The organism is Kitasatospora sp. NPDC088391 (assembly GCF_044753345.1).
In the GTDB taxonomy this organism is placed as follows: domain Bacteria; phylum Actinomycetota; class Actinomycetes; order Streptomycetales; family Streptomycetaceae; genus Kitasatospora.
This window is the reverse complement of sequence record NZ_JBIVNB010000002.1, coordinates 359,435-377,844: the sequence shown is the minus strand read 5'-3', so window position 1 is coordinate 377,844 and position 18,410 is coordinate 359,435. Positions and strand designations below refer to the sequence as shown.

Annotated in this window: 14 protein-coding genes and 1 pseudogene; 3 read left to right on the top strand and 12 right to left on the bottom strand. The window is 74.8% G+C overall.

Annotated elements, in window-relative coordinates:
- Nucleotides 1-41 precede the first annotated feature (41 nt).
- Nucleotides 42-146 carry a SapB/AmfS family lanthipeptide gene (locus ACIQBJ_RS06120; protein ID WP_400704299.1) on the bottom strand — a complete coding sequence of 35 codons (105 nt, stop codon included), beginning with the start codon at nt 144-146 and terminating at the stop codon, nt 42-44.
- Between the two features lie 152 nt (nt 147-298).
- Here ACIQBJ_RS06120 and ACIQBJ_RS06115 point away from each other — a divergent pair, with 152 nt between their 5' ends.
- Nucleotides 299-946 carry a hypothetical protein gene (locus tag ACIQBJ_RS06115; protein ID WP_400704296.1) on the top strand — a complete coding sequence of 216 codons (648 nt, stop codon included), beginning with the start codon at nt 299-301 and terminating at the stop codon, nt 944-946.
- Nucleotides 947-953: 7 nt separating this feature from the next.
- Here ACIQBJ_RS06115 and ACIQBJ_RS06110 read toward each other — a convergent pair whose 3' ends face one another.
- The 9 genes from ACIQBJ_RS06110 to ACIQBJ_RS06070 all read right to left on the bottom strand — a co-directional run bounded on the left by ACIQBJ_RS06110 (nt 954) and on the right by ACIQBJ_RS06070 (nt 14,782).
- Nucleotides 954-2,255 (bottom strand): RNA polymerase sigma factor, encoded by a 1,302-nt coding sequence (locus ACIQBJ_RS06110; RefSeq protein ID WP_400704293.1) that lies wholly within the window; start codon nt 2,253-2,255, stop codon nt 954-956.
- Nucleotides 2,255-2,674: a YciI family protein gene (locus ACIQBJ_RS06105; RefSeq protein WP_400704291.1), complete on the bottom strand. Its 420-nt coding sequence runs from the start codon at nt 2,672-2,674 to the stop codon at nt 2,255-2,257. The genes ACIQBJ_RS06110 and ACIQBJ_RS06105 overlap by 1 nt, the downstream gene beginning before the upstream one ends.
- Before the next feature lie 152 nt (nt 2,675-2,826).
- Complete coding sequence (locus ACIQBJ_RS06100) at nt 2,827-4,209, bottom strand: DUF2252 domain-containing protein (RefSeq protein ID WP_400704288.1); 1,383 nt, start codon at nt 4,207-4,209, stop codon at nt 2,827-2,829.
- Between the two features lie 81 nt (nt 4,210-4,290).
- Nucleotides 4,291-5,697, bottom strand: a complete 1,407-nt coding sequence (gene lpdA, locus ACIQBJ_RS06095; RefSeq protein WP_400704285.1) for a dihydrolipoyl dehydrogenase — start codon at nt 5,695-5,697, stop codon at nt 4,291-4,293.
- A 109-nt stretch (nt 5,698-5,806) separates the two neighbouring features.
- Nucleotides 5,807-7,135 (bottom strand): M1 family metallopeptidase, encoded by a 1,329-nt coding sequence (locus ACIQBJ_RS06090; protein ID WP_400704282.1) that lies wholly within the window; start codon nt 7,133-7,135, stop codon nt 5,807-5,809.
- 37 nt (nt 7,136-7,172) lie between these two features.
- The gene (locus ACIQBJ_RS06085) at nt 7,173-10,985 is read right to left on the bottom strand and encodes a Pls/PosA family non-ribosomal peptide synthetase (RefSeq protein ID WP_400704279.1); all 3,813 of its coding nucleotides are present in this window, start codon (nt 10,983-10,985) and stop codon (nt 7,173-7,175) included.
- Nucleotides 10,986-11,296: 311 nt separating this feature from the next.
- Entirely contained in the window at nt 11,297-13,258 is a 1,962-nt protein-coding gene (locus tag ACIQBJ_RS06080; protein ID WP_400705808.1) for an APC family permease, read from the bottom strand.
- A gap of 230 nt (nt 13,259-13,488) precedes the next feature.
- A complete protein-coding gene (locus ACIQBJ_RS06075) occupies nt 13,489-14,049 on the bottom strand; it encodes a DUF421 domain-containing protein (protein ID WP_400704276.1) in 561 nt (186 codons plus the stop codon).
- A gap of 151 nt (nt 14,050-14,200) precedes the next feature.
- Nucleotides 14,201-14,782 carry an O-methyltransferase gene (locus ACIQBJ_RS06070; RefSeq protein WP_400704273.1) on the bottom strand — a complete coding sequence of 194 codons (582 nt, stop codon included), beginning with the start codon at nt 14,780-14,782 and terminating at the stop codon, nt 14,201-14,203.
- A 189-nt stretch (nt 14,783-14,971) separates the two neighbouring features.
- Between ACIQBJ_RS06070 and ACIQBJ_RS06065 the strand changes: the two genes are divergently transcribed.
- Nucleotides 14,972-15,754, top strand: coding sequence for a VOC family protein (locus ACIQBJ_RS06065; protein WP_400704270.1), 783 nt, complete (start codon nt 14,972-14,974; stop codon nt 15,752-15,754).
- Between the two features lie 87 nt (nt 15,755-15,841).
- On the opposite strand, the gene ACIQBJ_RS06060 is transcribed toward ACIQBJ_RS06065, so the two are convergent.
- Both ACIQBJ_RS06060 and ACIQBJ_RS06055 read right to left on the bottom strand, forming a co-directional pair.
- Nucleotides 15,842-16,744, bottom strand: a complete 903-nt coding sequence (locus tag ACIQBJ_RS06060; RefSeq protein WP_400704267.1) for a M56 family metallopeptidase — start codon at nt 16,742-16,744, stop codon at nt 15,842-15,844.
- 113 nt (nt 16,745-16,857) lie between these two features.
- Nucleotides 16,858-17,208: pseudogene (locus tag ACIQBJ_RS06055) on the bottom strand (BlaI/MecI/CopY family transcriptional regulator); the annotation flags it as partial.
- Nucleotides 17,209-17,352: 144 nt separating this feature from the next.
- On the opposite strand from ACIQBJ_RS06055, the gene ACIQBJ_RS06050 reads away from it, so the two are divergent.
- Nucleotides 17,353-18,375: an NlpC/P60 family protein gene (locus ACIQBJ_RS06050; protein WP_400704264.1), complete on the top strand. Its 1,023-nt coding sequence runs from the start codon at nt 17,353-17,355 to the stop codon at nt 18,373-18,375.
- Nucleotides 18,376-18,410: the final 35 nt, after the last annotated feature.

Below are 18,410 nucleotides of genomic sequence, written 5' to 3'. Positions count from 1 at the left end.
CGGCGGCGAGCGCCGCCGGGGCCCCGGGAGACAGCTCCGGGTCAGCAGCTGCTCGAGTCGCAGGAGGTGAGGCTGATCGCCTCCTGGTCGACCGGGCCGTGACCCTCGGCGGTCTCCATCTTCTGCAGCTCCAGGACCTTCGACATGAGGTGCTCCTCTCGGTGCGTCCGCCGCCCGACCGGTCGGCCGGTGCGGTGCGGACAGCTCACCAGGGGGCGCTCCGAGAGCGGTCCGAGACCGCTCCGGGCGGCGGGACCGGGAGCACCGGCCGACAGTGCGCCGTGGCAGGCTCGGGGCCATGAACCTCACTGCCACGTCCCACAGTTGGGACGAGTCCGTGGCGCTGTTCGAGCGCCGCGGCCTGCCGGAGTCCAGTTACGAGAACCTGTACGACGAGACCTACGACGTGCACCCGGGCAGCCTGGCCGTCGACGGCGAACTCGACCTGGACGCGCTGGACCTGCACGGCACCGGCCTGGTCGTCGACGGCGACCTGACGGTGACCGGCCCGGTCCTCAACCTCGACGACGGCTGCCCGGCGCTGGTCGTGCTCGGCGACCTCACGGCGGGCGCCGTCTACCTCGGCGGGGACGCCAAGCTGCTGGTCCGCGGCAGCGTGAAGGCCGGGGCGTTCGTCGGCCACATGACGGACAAGCTGGTGATGATCGGCGGCGACCTGGCGGCCGGCGTCACCGTCCTCTCGAACGGCTTCTTCCCCGACCTGGTCGGCGGCGCCCTCACCGGCCCGGTGCTCGCCCCGGCCTACGCCCTGGCCGAGTTGGAGAACGAGGTCACCGAGGGCGTCGCCGCCGAGGTTCTGCTCCCCGAGCTGCTGCGCGCCGACGGCGAGGAGGACGAACGCTTCTTCGACGCCCCGGGCGTCCACGGCGACCGCCTCTTCGCCCGGCTGGAGGCGGGCCGCCCGGTGCTGCGCCTCCCGGCCTGACGGGGCGTCAGCCGAGGGCGGCGGCCTTGGCGAGGAGGACGGCGCGTTCGCGGGTGTTGCGGCACAGGCGGGCGGCGAGTTCGAGTTCGGCGCGCGCCTCGGCCCGGCGGCCGAGGCGGACGAGGAGTTCGCCGCGGACGGTGGGGACGAGGTGCGAGCCGGGGAGGCGGTCGGTGGCGACCAGTTCGTCGACCAGGGCCAGCGCCTCGGCCGGTTCGCCCGCCATCGCCACCGCGACGGCCCGGTTGAGCTCGACCACCGGGGACGGGGCGACCCGGCCGAGCGCCTCGTAGAGCAGCACCACCCGTTCCCAGTCGGTCTCCCCGACCGAGGGCGCCGTCGCGTGGCAGGCCGCGATCGCGGCCTGCAGGCCGTAGGGCCCGAGGCCGCGCCCGGCCGCCGCGGCGCGGCCGAGCGCGGCCAGGCCGCGGCGGATCGCGGAGCGGTCCCAGCGGCGGCGGTCCTGGTCCTCCAGCAGGACCGCCTCGCCGTCCGGCCCGGTCCGGGCCGGGAAGCGGGCGGCGGTCAGCTCCATCAGCGCCAGCAGGCCCTGCGGTTCGGGCTCGGTGGGCAGCAGCGCGGTCAGCGTGCGGGCCAGCCGGACCGCCTCGCGGGCCAGGTCGGGCCGGAGCAGGTCCGGCCCGGAGGTCGCGGTGGCGCCCTCGGTGAAGATCACGTACAGCACGCCGAGCACCGCCGCGAGGCGCTCGCGGCGCTCCTCGGCGGGCGGCACCTCGAACGGGACCCGGGCGGCCGCGACGGTCTTCTTCGCCCGGGTGATCCGGGCCTGCACGGTGGGCACCGGCACCAGGAAGGCCCGGGCGATCTCCTCGCTGGTCAGGCCGCCGACCACCCGCAGGGTGAGCGCGACCCGGGCCTCCGGGGCGAGCACCGGGTGGCAGGCGGTGAAGATCAGCGCCAGCACGTCGTCGTCGATCCGGTCCGGGTCCCAGGGCAGTTCGTCCGCCCGGCCGGCCCCGGGCGGGGCGCCGGTCAGCGCCCCGCCCTCCTCCAGGCCGTGCGCCAGCAGCGCGTAGCGCTCGTCCCGGGCGGAGCGGCGGCGGAAGGCGTCGACGGCCCGCCGCCGGGCGGTGGCCAGCAGCCAGCCGACCGGGTTGGCGGGCTCGCCGTCCCGGCTCCAGGAGACCAGCGCCTCGGCGAGGGCCTCCTGGGCGACGTCCTCGGCGAGCGCCAGGTCGCCGGTCCAGCGGGCCAGCGCGCCGACGATCCGGGCGGACTCGATCCGCCAGACCGCGGCGACGGCCCGGCGTGCCGCGTCCGCGACCGGGGTCTCCTCGGGGGCGGGCATCAGAGCTGGCCGGTCCGCTCGCGCCAGGCCCGCTCGCGGGCGACCCACTCGTTGTCCTGCGGGAACTCGTCGATCGCCGGGACGCGGCGCACCTCGCACTTCGAACCGGGCATCGCCGGGAGCCGCTTGGCCCACTCGACGGCCTCCTCCTTAGAGGCGACGTCGATCAGGTAGAAGCCGCCGAACAGCTCCTTGGTCTCGCCGTAGGGGCCGTCGGTGACCACCGGCGTCCCGCCCGCGAAGTCGACCACGACGCCCTGCCCGGGGTCGTCCAGCCCCTCGGCGGCGATCAGCACGCCCGCCTTGATCAGCTCGTCGTTGAACCGGCCGACGGTCTCCAGCATCTCCTCGAACGGGGTCTCCATCATCGTCGCCAGCGTCTCGTCCGACGCCCGCATGATCAGCATGTACTTCGCCATCACCGTCTCCTGTGCTTCCGGGGGCCGCTTCCCGGCCCGCTTCCGTCCCTAGGTCGAACCGCGTCGACGCGGATCGACAGGAGACTCGCAGAACTTCGGAGAATTTTCCCGTACCCCGCGGGAACGGCGCGGGGCCGCCCCGTGACCGGCCGTCAGGCCGTTTCGGCCTGGACCTCGCCGGCCGCGATCGCGGCGGTCAGCCGGGCGTGGTCCGCGCCGTTGAGGGTGGCGTAGTGGTGGGCGAAGGCGGCGACGGCCCGGTCGAAGGTGTCGTTGCGGCCGAGGTAGGCGGCGATGGCGATCCGGTCGCCGGAGCGGGCGTGGGCGCGGGCCAGGGCGGTGCCGCAGAGCCGGGCGTAGGCGCGCAGGGCGGCGCTGGTCATGGTGCCGACCTCGGCGGAGCCCTTCATGTCGCGGAGCTGGCGCCAGTAGAAGTGGCGGCCGGCGGGGCCGGTCATCCAGCCGAGGAAGATGTCGCTGGCGGCCTGGGTGAGGAGCTGGCCGGCCACCACCCGCTGCCCGTGGTGGGCGTACCGGCTGGGCTCCAGGTAGGGCTCCAGGACGGAGGCGCCGGCCTCCTTGGCCTGGAGGATCAGCGGGTCGTCGGCGTCCCGGCCGCGCAGCAGGACGACGAAGCAGCGGGTGCCGACGCTGCCGACGCCGACCACCTTGCGGGCGGCGTCGACGTAGCTGTAGCGGTCGAGCAGGCGGCCGCGCTCCTCGGGGAGGGTGGCCCGGTAGTCGGCGAGCAGGCCGCGGACCTCGTCGGCGTCGAAGCCGACGTGCTCGATCAGCGGGGGCTGGTCCTTGAAGCGGCGGCGGCCGGTGGCAGTGGTCTCGGTGAGCTTGCCGGCGGCCTGCAGGCTGTCGCGGCGGCGGGCGGCGGCCAGGTTGGCGCCGACCCGGCGGCGGGGCTTGCCCTTGAGCCGGTCGAGCAGGTCGTCGGCGTCGATCCGCCGGTACCAGACGGCGAGTTCGCCGAGGCCGGCGAGTTCGCGGACGTGCTCGCGGTAGGCGCGGACGGCGGCCAGCACCACCTGGTGGGCCTCCTGCGGGGCCTCGCCGTTCTCCTGCGCGGCGACGGCGAGGCTGGCGGCGAGCCGCTGGACGTCCCACTCGAACGGGCCGGGCAGCGTCTCGTCGAAGTCGTTGAGGTCGAACAGCAGGCTGCGCTCGGGCGAGCCGAACAGGCCGAAGTTGACCAGGTGGGCGTCGCCGCAGAGCTGGACGGTGAGGCCGCTGGTGGGGGAGGTCGCCAGGTCGCCGGCCATCACGGCGGCGGCGCCGCGCAGGAAGGCGAACGGGGAGGCGGCCATCCGGCCGGTGCGGATCGGCACCAGTTCGGGCACCCGGTCGGCGGCCTGGGCGCGCAGCACGTCCAGCGGGTCGGGCCGGTCGGCGGCGGGCCGCCAGTGCCCGGTGGTGGAGCGGGGGGCGTGCTTGCGGGCGGCGCGGCCGATCTCGGCGCGCTCGTCGACGGTCAGGTAGGGGGTGTCCACGGGCAGGGCTCCTGCGTCCTCGGGGACGGGAGACATACCGCGAGCGGCGCACTCCCCCACCGGGAGGGTGCGCCGCTCACCCGGACAGCCGTGCCGCCCGCCGGACCGCCGGCGCGGCTACATGTTGATCATGTGGCCGGCCAGGCCGTGGACCGCCTCCTTGACGGCCTCGCCCAGCGTCGGGTGGGCGTGCACGTTGCGGCCGACCTCGTGCACCGTGAGGTCCCACTGCTGGGCCAGCGTCAGCTCCGGCAGCAGTTCGGTGACCTCGGGGCCGATCAGGTGGGCGCCGAGGAGTTCGCCGTGGGTCTCGTCGCAGATCACCTTGACGAAGCCGACGGGGTGGCCGATGCCGTGCGCCTTGCCGTTCGCGGTGAACGGGAACTTGGCGACCTTGACGGCGTACCCCTGCTCGCGGGCCTGCGCCTCGGTGTACCCGAAGGAGGCGATCTGCGGCTGGCAGTAGGTGGCGCGCGGGACCATCACGAAGTCGATCTCCATGGTCTCGGCCCCGGCGATGGTCTCGGCGGCGATCACCGCCATCGCCTCGGCGGCGTGCGCCAGCATCAGCTTGGCGGTGACGTCGCCGATCGCGAAGATGTGCCCGGCGCTGGTGCGGCCGCGCCCGTCCACGGCGATCGCGCCGCGCTCGGTGAGCTGCACGCCGGTGGTCTCCAGGCCGTAGCCCTGCACCCGCGGCACGAAGCCGATCGCCTGCAGCACCTTGTCGGCCTCCAGCACCTCCTGCTTGCCGTCCCGGGTGACGGTGACCTTCACCGGCTTGTTCGGGTCGGAGTCGTCGATGGTGTCGACCCGGGTGCCGAGCAGCACCTTGATGCCCAGCTTGCGGTACTGCTTGGCGAGTTCGGCGGACACCTCGGCGTCCTCCAGCGGCACCATCCGGTCCAGGAACTCGACGATGGTGACGTCGACGCCGTAGTTGTGCAGCACGTACGCGAACTCGACGCCGATCGCGCCGGCGCCCGCGATCACGATCGAGCCGGGCAGCTCCTCGGTGAGGATCTGCTCCTCGTAGGTGACGACCCGCTCGCTCAGCGAGGTGCCGGGCAGCAGCCGGGTGGTGGCGCCCGCGGCGATCACGCAGTGGTCGAAGGTGACCATCTCGTAGCCGCCCGCGGTGAGCGCGACCTGCAGGGTGTGGTCGTCGACGAAGGTGCCCCAGCCGTCGTACTCGGTGATGCCGTTCTTCTTCATCAGGTAGTGGACGCCCTTGACCCGGCCGTCGGCGACCTGCCGGGAGCGGCTGAACGCCTTGCCGTAGTCGAAGGACACCTTGCCGTCGACCTCGATGCCGTACAGCTCGGCCTCGTTCAGCACGGTGTGCGCCAGTTCGGCGTTGCGCAGCAGCGCCTTGGACGGGATGCAGCCGACGTTCAGGCAGACGCCGCCCCAGTACTTGGCCTCGATCACGGCGGTGCGCAGGCCGAGCTGGGCGGAGCGGACGGCGGCGGTGTAGCCGCCGGGGCCGGCGCCCAGGACGACGACGTCGTAGTGCGTGCTCATGTTCCTCGTTCCTCCGAAGACTTCGACGACCGGCGGACGACCGGCGGCGGACCGGGTTGCGGCCCCGGCACCGGTGCACCCTGCGGCCAGTACATCAGGTCCGGGTCGGTCAGTGGCCGGGGAGGGCGGGCAGCGCGCCGTGCTGGAGCCAGGTGTCGAGCAGCGGGCCGAGCGGGCGGTCGGTGTAGCGGGCGGCGTGCGCGGCGAAGTCGTCGGTGGTGACGACGCCGTGCAGGTAGGCGGTGGGCCAGTCCCGGAGCAACCGGAAGAACGCCGGGTCGCCGAGCGCGCAGCGCAGCGCGTGCACGGTCAGGCCGCCGCGCTCGTAGACCCGGTCGTCGAACATGTGGCGCTTGCCGGGGTCGCCGACGGTGAGGTCCTGCGGCAGGCCGCGCAGCTGCAGGTGGGCGTCGGCGGCCTTGCGCTGGGCGGTGGGGCCGCCGGTGCGCTCGGACCACAGCCACTCGCTGTACTTGGCCAGGCCCTCGTTGAGCCAGATGTGCCGCCAGTCGCGGATCGTGACGCTGTTGCCGAACCACTGGTGGGCCAGTTCGTGGGCGACCAGCCGTTCCCAGCCGCGCCTTCCGTCGACGTGGTTGCGGCCGAAGGTGGCCATGCCCTGCGCCTCGACGGGCACGTCCAGGTCCTCGTCGACCACGGCGACGGTGTACTCGGCGAACGGGTACGGGCCGAACAGCTCCTCGAACATCCGCATCATCTGCGGCTGCCGGCCGAAGTCGAACTCGAAGGCGGCCTGCAGCGGCTGCGGCACCCAGGCGGTCTGCGGGACGTTGCCGGGCGCGAGCTCGGCGAGCTGGACCCGGCGCAGCGGGGCGATCGCCAGGCCGACCAGGTAGGAGGCGGTCGGCGCGGGCTGCTCGTACACCCAGGTGGTCGAGGAGGACCGGGTGGTGCGGCTGAGCAGCCGGCCGCCGGTGACCACCGCGTACGGCGTGGCGGTGGTCACCGTCAGCTGGTAGGCGGCCTTGTCGGCGGGGCGGTCGTTGCAGGGGAACCAGGACGGGGCGCCGATCGGCTGGGAGGCGACCAGCGCGCCGTCGGTGATCTCCTCGAAGCCGAGGCCCCCCCAGGGGCTGCGGACCGGCCGCGGGTTGCCGGACCAGTGCACCTCGCAGGTGAACACCGCCCCGGCGGCGGGGGCCTTGGCGGGCCTGATCCGCAGCTTGCCCTCGCGGTGCGCGTAGTGCGCGGGCTTCCCGTCGACCAGCACCTTGCCGATCCGGAAGTCCGCCAGGTCGAGGGTGAACTCGCGCAGCGGCTCGGCCCCCGCGATGGCGGCGATCCGGGCCGAGGCCGCCAGCCGGTTCGGGCCGGGCCGGTAGTCCAGCGCGATCTCGTACCGGTGCGCCCGGTAGCGCGGGTCGCCGTGCCGGGGGAAGTACGGGTCGTCGGCGGCGGGGGCCTGCTTGGGGCTCACCGGTGGTGCTCCTCCTGGCGCGGGGGCGGTCACGTGCTTACTGCCAGGCTTCGATCGGGTTGCCGAGCCAGCGGGTGTCGGCGGGGACCGTCTCGGCGCGCATCACGAGGGAGGCGGGGCCGAGGGTGGAGCGTTCGCCGACGGTGCTGCCGGGCAGCACGATGCCGCCCGGGCCGAGGGTGGCGCCCGCGCGGAGCTCCACAGTATCCAGCCTCATGATCCGGTCGTGGAAGAGGTGGGTCTGCAGGACGCAGCCGCGGTTGACGCTGACGCCGTCGCCGAGGGTGACCAGGTCGGCCTCGGGCAGCCAGTAGCTCTCGCACCAGACGCCGCGGCCGATCCGGGCGCCGATCGAGCGCAGCCACAGGTTCATCAGCGGGGTGCCGCCGGTGCGGCCGACCAGCCACGGCACGGCGAGCACCTCGGTGAAGGTGTCGGCCAGCTCGTTGCGCCAGACGAAGCCGGACCACAGCGGGTGCTCGACGGCCCGGAACCGGCCGACCAGCAGCCACTTGGCGGCGGCCGAGACCAGGCAGGCGACCAGCCCGGCGGCCAGCAGGACGAGGCCGGCGAGCAGCGGCTGCCCGAGCGCGCAGAGCGCGGCGACGGTGAACAGGGCGAGCGCGGCGGAGGCGAGGACCGGGACGATCCGGGCCAGCTCGGTGAGGCCGCGGGCCCAGCGCAGCCGGGCGGGGGGCTCGTAGGTGAGGGCGAGGTCGGCGGTGTCGGCGGCCCGGGGCAGCTTGACCGGCGGCATGCCCAGGTAGGAGCTGCCGCGCTTGGCCTTCTTGGGGGTGGCGGAGAGCACGCCGACCAGGCCGCGGTCGGGGACGGCCCGGCCGGGCGCGGTCATGCCGGAGTTGCCGAGGAAGGCCCGCTCGCCGATCTCGGCCCGGCCGATCCGCAGCCAGCCGCCGCCGAGCTCGTAGGGGGCGATCAGGGTGTCGTCGGCGAGGAACGCGCCGTCGCCGACCTTGGTGAGGCTGGGCAGCGCGAGCACGGTGGACACCTCGGCGCCCTTGCCGATCCGCATGCCGAGCAGCCGCAGCCAGACCGGGGTGATCAGTCCGGCGTACAGCGGGAACAGCGTCTCCCGGGCCAGGTCCATCAGCTGGCTGACCGTCCAGGCCTGCCAGCCGGTGCGGCTGTGCAGCGGGTGGTGGCCGGTGTCCAGGCCGAGCGAGAGCAGTCGGACGGCGACCAGCACCGTCCCGGCGTAGGCCAGGCCGAAGGAGAGGGTGGCGGGGACGAGGGCGAGCAGCGCGCCGCGCAGGGCGGCGGCCAGGTCGTCGCCGGGGTGGACGAACTGCCCGGCGATCAGCAGGCCGGGCAGGGCGGCGAACAGCGGCAGCAGGGAGATCGCGAGGCCGGTGGCGCCGTAGACGGCGGACCAGCCGGTGGTGCGCGGCGGGCGCTGCTTGGGCCAGGCCCGGTCGGCCTTGCCGGTCTTGACGGCGGGGGCGCCGGCCCAGCGCTGGCCGGTGGGGACGGAGCCGGTGACGCCGGAGCCGGGGGCGACCTCGGCCCGCTTGCCGATCTTGGCGCCGGGCAGCAGGGTCGAGCGGGTGCCGACGACGGCGCCGGCGCCGATCCGCAGCGCGCCGATCTCCAGCCGGTCGCCGTCCAGCCAGTAGCCGGACAGGTCGACCTCGTTCTCGACGGCGCAGCCCTTGCCGAGCCGGAGCAGGCCGGTGACGGGCGGCAGCGCGTGCAGGTCGACGTCGGGGGCGACCCGGCAGCCGAGGGCGCGGGCGTAGCGGATCAGCCAGGAGCCGGAGAGGTCGGTGGCGCCGGTGGCCTCGGCGAGGCGTTCGGCGGCCCACAGCCGCAGGTGGACGGAGCCGCCGCGCGGGTAGCTCCCGGGGCCGACGCCGCGCAGCAGCAGGCGGGCGCCGCCGGCGGCGAGGGCGAGCCGGCCGGGCGCGGACCACAGCGCGGCGGCGCCGAGCGCGAGCAGCCACCAGGGCGCGGTGGGCGCCCACGGGTAGTCGCCGACCAGCTGCAGGACGGTGCCGAGCGCGGCGAGCGCCAGCGACCAGCGCAGGCCGGTGAGGGTGGCCAGCGGCAGCATCAGCAGCAGTTGCAGCGCCTGGGCCCGGCGCGGGGTCGGGGCGACGGTCCGCTCCGTGCTCCCGGCCTGCGCGGACTTCTCCAGCAGCCGGGCGAGCTTGCGCAGGGTGGGCTGCTGGTAGATGTCGAGGACGGAGGCGGCGGGGTAGCGGCCGCGCAGCAGGGTGGTGAGCTGGGCGGCGGCGAGCGAGCCGCCGCCGATCGCGAAGAAGTCGTCGCCCGCGGAGCGGACCTGGGTGCCGAGGATCTGCGCCCACTGCTCGGCGAGCCACGCCTCGGTGCCGTAGAGCTGCTCGCCGGGCCCGGAGGTCTCCAGGTCGGGCAGCGGCCAGGGCAGCGCGTCCCGGTCGACCTTGCCGGAGGTGCGGGTGGGCAGGTGGTCGACGGTGGCGAGCAGCGGGACGAGGGCGGCGGGCAGTTCGGCGCGCAGCCGGGCGACGGCGGCGTCCCGGTCGAAGCCGTCCTGGGCGACCAGGTAGCCGACCAGCAGCTGGTTGCCGCTGCGGGCGGTGCGGACGGCGGCGGCCGCGCCGGAGACGGCGGGCAGCGCCTGGAGCGCGGCGTCGACCTCGCCGAGTTCGATCCGGCGGCCGCCGAGCTTGATCTGCTCGTCGGCGCGACCGAGGAAGACCAGGCCCTCGGCCTCGGCGCGGACCAGGTCGCCGGAGCGGTAGGCGCGCTCCCAGCCGAGGGACTCCAGCGGGGCGTACTTCTCGGCGTCCTTCTCCGGGTCGAGGTAGCGGGCCAGGCCGACGCCGCCGATCACCAGTTGGCCGCTGCCGCCCATCGGGACGGGTTCGCCGGCCTCGTCGACGACGGCGAGTTCCCAGCCGTCCAGCGGCAGGCCGATCCGGATCGGGGCCCGCCCGGTCAGCAGGGCGCCGCAGGCGACCACGGTGGCCTCGGTGGGGCCGTAGGTGTTCCAGACCTCGCGGCCCTCGGTGACCAGGCGTTCGGCGAGTTCGGGCGGGCACGCCTCGCCGCCGAAGATCAGCAGCCGGACCTCGTCGAGCGCCTCGGCGGGCCAGAGCGCGGCCAGCGTGGGGACGGTGGAGATGACGGTGATCTCCTGCTCGGCCAGCCAGGGGCCGAGGTCGGCGCCGGAGCGGACCTGGGCGCGCGGGACGGGGACCAGGCAGGCGCCGTGCCGCCAGGCCAGCCACATCTCCTCGCAGGAGGCGTCGAAGGCGACCGACAGGCCGGCCATCACCCGGTCGCCGGGGCCGATCGGCTCGTCCTGGAGGAACATCGCGGCCTCGGCGTCGACGAACGCGGCGGCGCTGCGGTGGGTGACGGCGACGCCCTTGGGCTTGCCGGTGGAGCCGGAGGTGAAGATGATCCAGGCGTCGTGCCCGGGCTCGGGGGCCTGCGCGTCGTGGCCGGAGGGCTTGACCCGGTCGAGGACGTGGTCGGCGCCGATGACGGCGTTGACGTCGGCCTCGCCGAAGACCAGTTCGGCGCGCTCGTCGGGGTCCTCGAAGTCGACGGGGACGTAGGCGGCGCCGGCCGCGAGGGTGGCCAGGATCGCCACGTACAGGTCGTTGCCGCCGGAGGGCACCCGGATGCCGACCCGGTCGCCGCGCCCGACCCCGGCCTTCGCCAGGTGGCGGCGGACCTTCTCGACCTCGCCGAGCAGGGCCGCGTAGCTGAGCACGGTGCGCCCGTCGTCGAGCGCGGGCTCCTGCGGGTGGGCGGCGGCGGTGGCTGCCAGGACGTCGACGAGCGTGCGCGGCTCGGGCGCCGTACGGGCGCGGAACAGCGCGGTTTCGGGAGCGGTCATCACGGCCAACACGGTCCTCGTCCTGGGTTCCCCGGCGGTCAACCGAAGGCGTCGATAGCAAGACAACCTGGGCAAGTTTACCGGTCGGGGCTGGTGGACGGCCGGAACCCGACCCGTGCCGGGACGGCCCGGAGGGCCGTTCGGGGGGTCGGGTTCCGGGCCGCCGGGGCGGACGGGGCGTCAGCCGGGGCGCGGGCGGGGCGGGTTCCGGCGGGCCGGGCGGCGGCGGGTCCGACGGGCCGTCAGCGCGGCGGTGTCCAGTTCCCGAGCTGGAGTTCACCCACTGTTCACCTGCCGCCGCGGGCGGCCGCTCAGCGGCCCCGGACGGGCTCGCCGCGGCGGACCGAGCCGGGGGCCCGGCGGGTCGGGCGGTCGGCGCGGCCGGCCGAACTCAGCTGCCAGGGAACTGAGATGACCATCACACCCGAGGTGAACAGCAGGCGGCTCTTCAGCCACAGCGCGGACTGGTTGTGCAACAGGTTCTCCCACCAGCGGCCCACCACGTACTCGGGGATGAACACCGCCACCGCGTCGCCGGGCTGAGCGGACGTCAGCTCCCGCACCCGCGCCACCACCGGCTTGGTGATCTCCCGGAACGGCGAGGCCAGCACCCGCAGCGGCACCGCGGGCCCGTCCGCCTCCCACTGGGCGCGCAGCTCGGCGGTCGCCTCCGGCTCGACGTCGACCGTGACGGCCTCCAGCGTGTCGGGGCGGAACGCCTGCGCGTAGCCGATCGCCCGCAGGGTCGGCTTGTGCAGCTTGGAGACCAGCACCACCGCGTGCACCCGGCGCGGCCGGGCGCCCTCGGCGGCGGCGTCCTCGACGGCCAGCTCGGCGGCGACCGCGTCGTAGTGCCGGCGGATGCCGCGCATCGCCAGCCAGAGCAGCAGCGCCGCGACCACGGCCAGCCAGGCGCCCTGGGTGAACTTGGTGATCAGCACGATCACCAGGACCAGCGCGGTGGTGACGGCGCCCAGCCCGTTGATCACCCGGGAGCGCTGCGCGGCGGCCCGCGCCGCCGGGTCGGCCTCCTCGGCCAGGGCCCGGTTCCAGTGCCGGACCATGCCGATCTGGGACAGCGTGAAGGAGGTGAAGACGCCCAGGATGTAGAGGTGGATCAGGCTGGTGACGTCCGCCCCGTAGAACCAGAGCAGGCCGCCGGCCACCAGCGCGAGCGCCAGGATGCCGTTGGAGAACGCCAGCCGGTCGCCGCGGGTGTGCATCTGCCGGGGCAGGTAGCGGTGCTGGGCGAGGATCGAGGCCAGCAGCGGGAAGCCGTTGAAGGCGGTGTTCGCGGCCAGGATCAGCACCAGCGCGGTGACCGCCTGGATGAAGTAGAACAGCACGCTGTCGGAGCCGCCGAACACGGTCGCGGCGAGCTGCGCGATCACGGTCTGCTGGGTGTACGCGTGGCAGTCCCCGGCCAGCCCGGTCAGCCGGCAGGCGTCCTCGACGTAGTGCACGTGCGAGGTCAGCGCGAGCAGCGTGACGCCGGCGAACATCACCACGGCGGTGATGCCCATCACCGCCATGGTGGCGGCCGCGTTGCGGGACTTCGGGGCCCGGAAGGCCGGGACGCCGTTGGAGATCGCCTCGACGCCGGTCAGCGCGGTGCAGCCGGAGGCGAAGGCGCGCAGGCCGAGCATCAGCAGGCCGAGGCCCTGCAGGGCGTCCTTGCCGTGCTCGGCGGTGACGCCGAGGCCCGCGGTGGGGGCCTGCGGGCTGTCGCCGAAGGCCAGCCGGACCAGGCCGGTGACCACCATCAGCAGGATGCCGCCGATGAACAGGTAGGTCGGCGCGGCGAACATCCGGCCGGACTCCCGGACGCCGCGCAGGTTCATCGCGGTCAGCAGCACCACGAAGCCCAGCGCCAGCGCCACCCGGTGCTCGGCCAGCGACCCGAAGGCCGAGATGATGTTGTCGACGCCGGAGGCCACCGACACGGCGACCGTCATCACGTAGTCGACCAGCAGCGAGGCGGCCACCACCAGCCCGGAGTTCGCCCCCAGGTTGCGCGACACCACCTCGTAGGAGCCGCCGCCGCTCGGGTAGGCGTGCACCACCTGCCGGTAGGACATCACCACCACGGCCATCAGGCCGACCACGCCGAGCGCGATCCACGGCGTCAGGTAGAGGAAGGCGGTGCCGCCGACGGTGAGGACGAGCAGGATCTCGCCGGTCGCGTAGGCCACCGAGGAGAGCGGGTCGGAGGCGAAGATCGGCAGCGCCAGCCGCTTGGGCAGCAGCGTCTCGCCGAGCTCCTCGCTGCGCATGGCCCGGCCGATCACGAGGCGCTTGAGCGCCTGGGGGAGGTTGAACACAGAACGGGAGCGTATTGACCTGGGGCGTTAAGACAACCAGGCCGCACGACCCTCACCCTGTCCGCATTTCCGCAGGCCAGCGGGCCTTTCGATGATCGAATCGAAGGGATTTCGGCCGTCAGGACCGCCGTTAAGGATTCGTCAATTTCGGTCCCGACTGCCATTGAATCGGTCGAAAACGGTCACCCGGCGGTCGGCAGTCGGGCCTCGATCGCGGCCAGCGCGGCCCGGATCGCCGCCACGTCGTCCTTGTCCGCGACCTGGTCGCCCTCGTTCAGCCGCACCAGCAGCGTCCCGCCCGGCTCCAGCACGATCAGCGAGGTCTCCTCGATCGCGTCGCCGCCCTGGTGCCGGACCGCCACGTCCAGGTCCGCCACCCGGATGCCCTGCCGGGCGATCGTCCGCCGGTCGTAGGCGCCGTCCCGGGCCAGCACCGTCGGCGTCCCGTCCAGCAGCCGGTTGAACCAGTCCCAGCGGGCCGCCTGCCGGACCAGCACCCAGTCGGTCAGCAGCAGCACCACCGCCCCGTACAGGCCGCCCGCCACCGAGTTGTCGTTCCCGATCACCGCGTTCTGCACCACGTTCGACAGCAGCAGCATCACCACCAGGTCGAAGGTGTTCAGCTGGGCCAGCCCGCGCTTGCCGATCAGCCGCAGCAGCACCAGCAGCGCCAGGTAGACCAGCACCGTGCGGACGGTCTTCTCGCCGTACGAGATCCCCGCGTCGAACATGTCCTGCCACATGCCCGCCACCGTAGGCACCGGCGCGCCCGGCGCCCGGGTGCCCACGCCCCCGCTCCCCCGGACGGCGCAGCGGCGGACCGGGCCTCCGGGGGTGCCGGGTCGGGCGGGGCGGGGTGCCGGGTCGGGCGGGGCGGCGGGGCGGGGTGTCGGGTCAGGCGGGGCGGCGGGTGGCCAGCAGCAGGCCGGTCGAGCAGTCCAGCTCCACCGTGTGCAGCCGCGGGTCGGCGTGCAGGCGCTCGCGCAGCTCCGCCACCGCGCCCGCGTGGTCGGCCGGCCAGGTCGGCTGCGGGAACAGGTCGTCGACCAGGTACAGGCCGCCCGGGGCCAGCAGGTCCAGGGCCTGGTCCAGGTGGTGGAACTTGCCCGGCCAGGTGTCCGCGAACACCAGGTCGAAGCGCTGCCCCGCCAGCCGGTCGATCAGCTCCGCGCCGTCCCCCACCACCAGCTCCAGCCGCGGGTCCGCGCCCAGCACCCGGGCCGCGACGGCCGCCGGGGCCGGGTCCAGCTCGACGCTCAGCAGGGTGGCCGCCGGGTCCATCCCGCTCAGCAGCCAGCCCGTCGACGCGCCCGCGCCCGTCCCCAGCTCCAGCAGCCGCCCGCCGGGCCGGGCCGTCGCCAGGACGCGCAGCAGCCGCCCGGTGGCGGCGTCGCAGGACATCGCGAAGCCGAGCGCCGCGCACTCGGCCTCGATGGCCGCGAGCACGGCGGGATGGGTGTCGGCAGTGAGCGCCACGGGGCACCTCCGGGGTGACGGTCCGTCAGGATGCCGGGCATCCTGCCCCGGCCCCGCCCGGGCCCGCGGGGAATTCCACCCCTCGGACGGCCGGGCCGTCCTCGGTGCTCCGGTGGCGGAACGGCGACCGCACCGGGAGGGTGACTGGCGGGGGAAGCACCCGGATGTCCCGACCGGAAAGAGCGTGAGATGCCCGAAGTCACCACCCCGTACCTGACCGGCACGCCGTGCTGGGTCGACCTGATGGCGAAGGACCAGCAGCTGGCGCTGGACTTCTACCGCGACCTGCTGGGCTGGCAGGGGCAGCCCGGCCCGGCCGAGTTCGGCGGCTACGCGGTCTGCGAGCTGAACGGCCGGGCCGTGGCCGGCATCGGCCCGGCGATGGCGCCCGAGGGCATGCCGGAGCCGCCCACCGTCTGGACCGGCTACCTGGCCAGCACCGACGCGCAGGCCACCCAGGACGCGATCGTCGCGGCCGGCGGCACCCTGCTCGTCCCGGCGACGGACGTCGGGAACCTCGGCCGGATGCTGGTCGCCGCCGACCCGCAGGGCGCGGTGTTCGGCGTCTGGCAGCCCGGCGAGTTCTTCGGCGCCCAGGTGGTCAACGAGCCCGGCGCGCTGACCTGGAACGAGCTGCACACCAGCGACGTCCTGGCCGCCACCGCCTTCTACGGCGAGGCGTTCGGCATCGAGATCGAGCCGCTGGACGGCGCCGACTCGTACTGGGAGCTGCGGGTCGGCGGCCGCGCGGTCGGCGGCGCCACGCTGCTGGCCAACGACCCGCCCGGCACCCCCGCGCACTGGATGACGTACTTCGCGGTCGACGACGTCGACTCCACCGTGGACGCGCTGGTCCGGCGCGGCGGCACCGTGCTGGCCCCGCCGTTCGACATGATGGCGGGCCGGATGACGGTGGTCGCGGACCCGCAGGGCGCGCCGTTCGCGATGATCAAGCCGCAGCCGCTGTCGTAGCTCCTCGCGGCCGTGCCCGCACCGCCCGTCCCGCGCCGCCCGTCCCGGTCCGTCCGGGGCGGGCGGTCGCGCGTGCCCCGGGGCCGCTCAGAGCAGGAGCGGGCCGCAGGTCACCAGCAGCGGCAGGACGGGCGCGCCGGCGCTGGTGAGCGCGGCGGCCGCGCACAGCGCGGGGTGCGGGGCGGCGGCCGGGTGCAGCAGCCGGCGCACCCGCAGCAGCGCGGCGGTGCCGCCGGCGCCGAACGCGGGGTGCGGGGCGCGGCCGCCGGCCACCCGGAACACGGCGGCGGCCAGCGCGGCGCGCGGGTGGCGGCGCACCGCCCGGTCGTCGGCGGCCATCTCCAGCAGCAGCGGGACCTCGCGGGCGGCGTGCCGGGCCAGCGGCAGGTACGGGAAGGCCGCGGCGAAGGCGTCGGCGGCGGCCCGGGCCAGGTGGTGGCGGCCGGAGACGTGGGCCCGCTCGTGCGCGAGCACGGCGGCCAGTTGCGGGGCGGTCAGCAGGTCGAGGGCGCCCCGGGTGAGCACGATCCGGGGCCGCCACCCGGGCAGGCAGTACGCGGCGGGCACCGGGTGGTCGAGGACGTGCGCGCCGAGCGCGGGGTCGCGGACGGCGACCAGGTCGAGCAGGGCCCGGTGGCGGCGGCGGTGCCGGGCGGTGCGCAGCAGCGCGCCGGCCAGCCGGGCCGCCGGGAGCAGCGCGGCGGCGGCCGGTATCAGCAGCCGCCAGGCCGTCCCGGCGGGCAGGCCGGCGCCGTGGGCGGTGCCGCAGAGGTGGACCCGGCCGGTCAGCAGCAGGTGCAGGTGGACGCCGGGCGCCGCGAGGTGGTGCACCGCCAGCACCAGCGCGGTGACGAAGGACAGCGCGAGGCCCTGCCAGAGCGCGACGGCGAGCCGGGGCGCGCGGTGCGGCCAGCGGGCCCGGGCCAGGGCGCGGGGGGCGAGCAGGCCGACCAGGGCCGCGTAGCCGAACAGGGCGGGCGCGACGGTCACCAGAAGCTGCCCGGTTGCTCGGGGTCGTGGCCGTGGGCGGTGCCGTTCGGGTGGCCGGTCGGGTGGCCGGTCGCGTCGCCGGTCATGTCGCCGTGCGCGTCGCCGTGCGCGTCGCCGACGGAGTCGATGGCGGCGCGCAGGGCGGCGAGTTCCTCGGGGGTGAGCTGCCCGACCAGGTGGGCGAGGGCGCCGGTCGGGTTGGGGCTCTCGCCGAGCACGTCGCGCATCAGCGCGGCGCTGTACGCCTCGCGGGTGCAGGCCGGGCGGTAGCTCCAGGCCCGGCCGGACTTCTCGCGGCGCAGCATGCCCTTGCGGTACAGGATGTCGGCGACCGTCATCACGGTGGTGTAGGCCAGCGGCCGGGACCGGTTGAGGTCGTCGACGATCTCGCGGACGGTGGCGGGGCGGTTCCAGGTCCACAGGCGGTCCATGATCTCCGCCTCCAGGTCGCCGAGTCTTCGCACGTTCCCGCTCCGTCCTGCGTCCCCCGTGGTCGGGCCCATCGTAGTGGCGGGGAGCGGGTTGCCCGGTGATCTACGGGACTACTAAGTTGTGTCGTAGTGATCGCCCGGACGGCGGGTGGCCGACCTGAGGAGTGTCCGCAGCCGATGGGAACGCACCGAAGGCCCAGCCCGACCGCCGCCCGCGCCAGGACCGCCGTGCTCGGCACCGTCGCCGGGGCCGCCGTCCTGCTGCCGGTCACCTCCGCCTCCGCCGAGCCGGTCGGCAACCTCGACCAGATCAAGGCCAAGGTGGACCGCCTCTACGAGGAGGCCGAGTCCGCGACCGAGCAGTACAACAAGGTCGACGAGCGCTCCAAGCAACTCCAGGGCGAGGCCGGGAAGTTGCAGGACCGGCTGGCCGGGCAGCAGGGAAAGATCGTCGAACTGCGGGAGACCCTGGGCGCGTTGGCCGCCGAGCAGTACCGCAGCGGCGGCATCGACCCGACCGTCCAGCTGATGTTCAGCTCCTCCCCCGACGAGTACCTGAAGCAGGCCAACCTGCAGGGCCTGGCCACCGGGCAGCAGAGCGACGCGCTGCGCGCGGCGCTGCGGCTGCAGCAGTCGATCGACCAGGACCGGGCCGAAACCGCCGCCAAGCTCGCCGAGTTGGAGGAGGCCCACAGCACGCTGGCGGGCCGGAAGGCCGAGATTCAGGGCAAGCTGGGCGAGGCCGCCCGCATCCTGTCCGGCCTGAAGGCCGCCGACCGGGCCAAGGTCAACGGCGACAACGGGCAGGCGGCGTCCCGCGGTTCGGCCCGCGAGAGCTACAGCGGACCGGCCACCGGCCGGGCCAAGGCCGTCCTCGACTTCGCCTACGCCCAGGTCGGCAAGCCCTACCACTGGGGCTCCCAGGGCCCGGACATGTTCGACTGCTCCGGTCTGACCCGCTCCGCCTACCGGGCCGGCGACGTCAGCCTCCCCCGGATGTCGCAGGACCAGTGGAACTCCGGCAAGCGGATCGCCCGCTCCGACCTCCAGCCCGGCGACCTGCTCTTCTACTACGGCGACCTGCACCACGTCGGCCTGTACGTCGGCAACGGCAAGGTCCTGCACGCCCCGCGCAGCGGCAAGAACGTCGAGGTCGTCGGCATCGACACCATGCCGTACATGGGCGCCGTCCGCCCCTGAGGCCCGGCGCCCCGCCCGGCGCGGGGGGCTGTGGC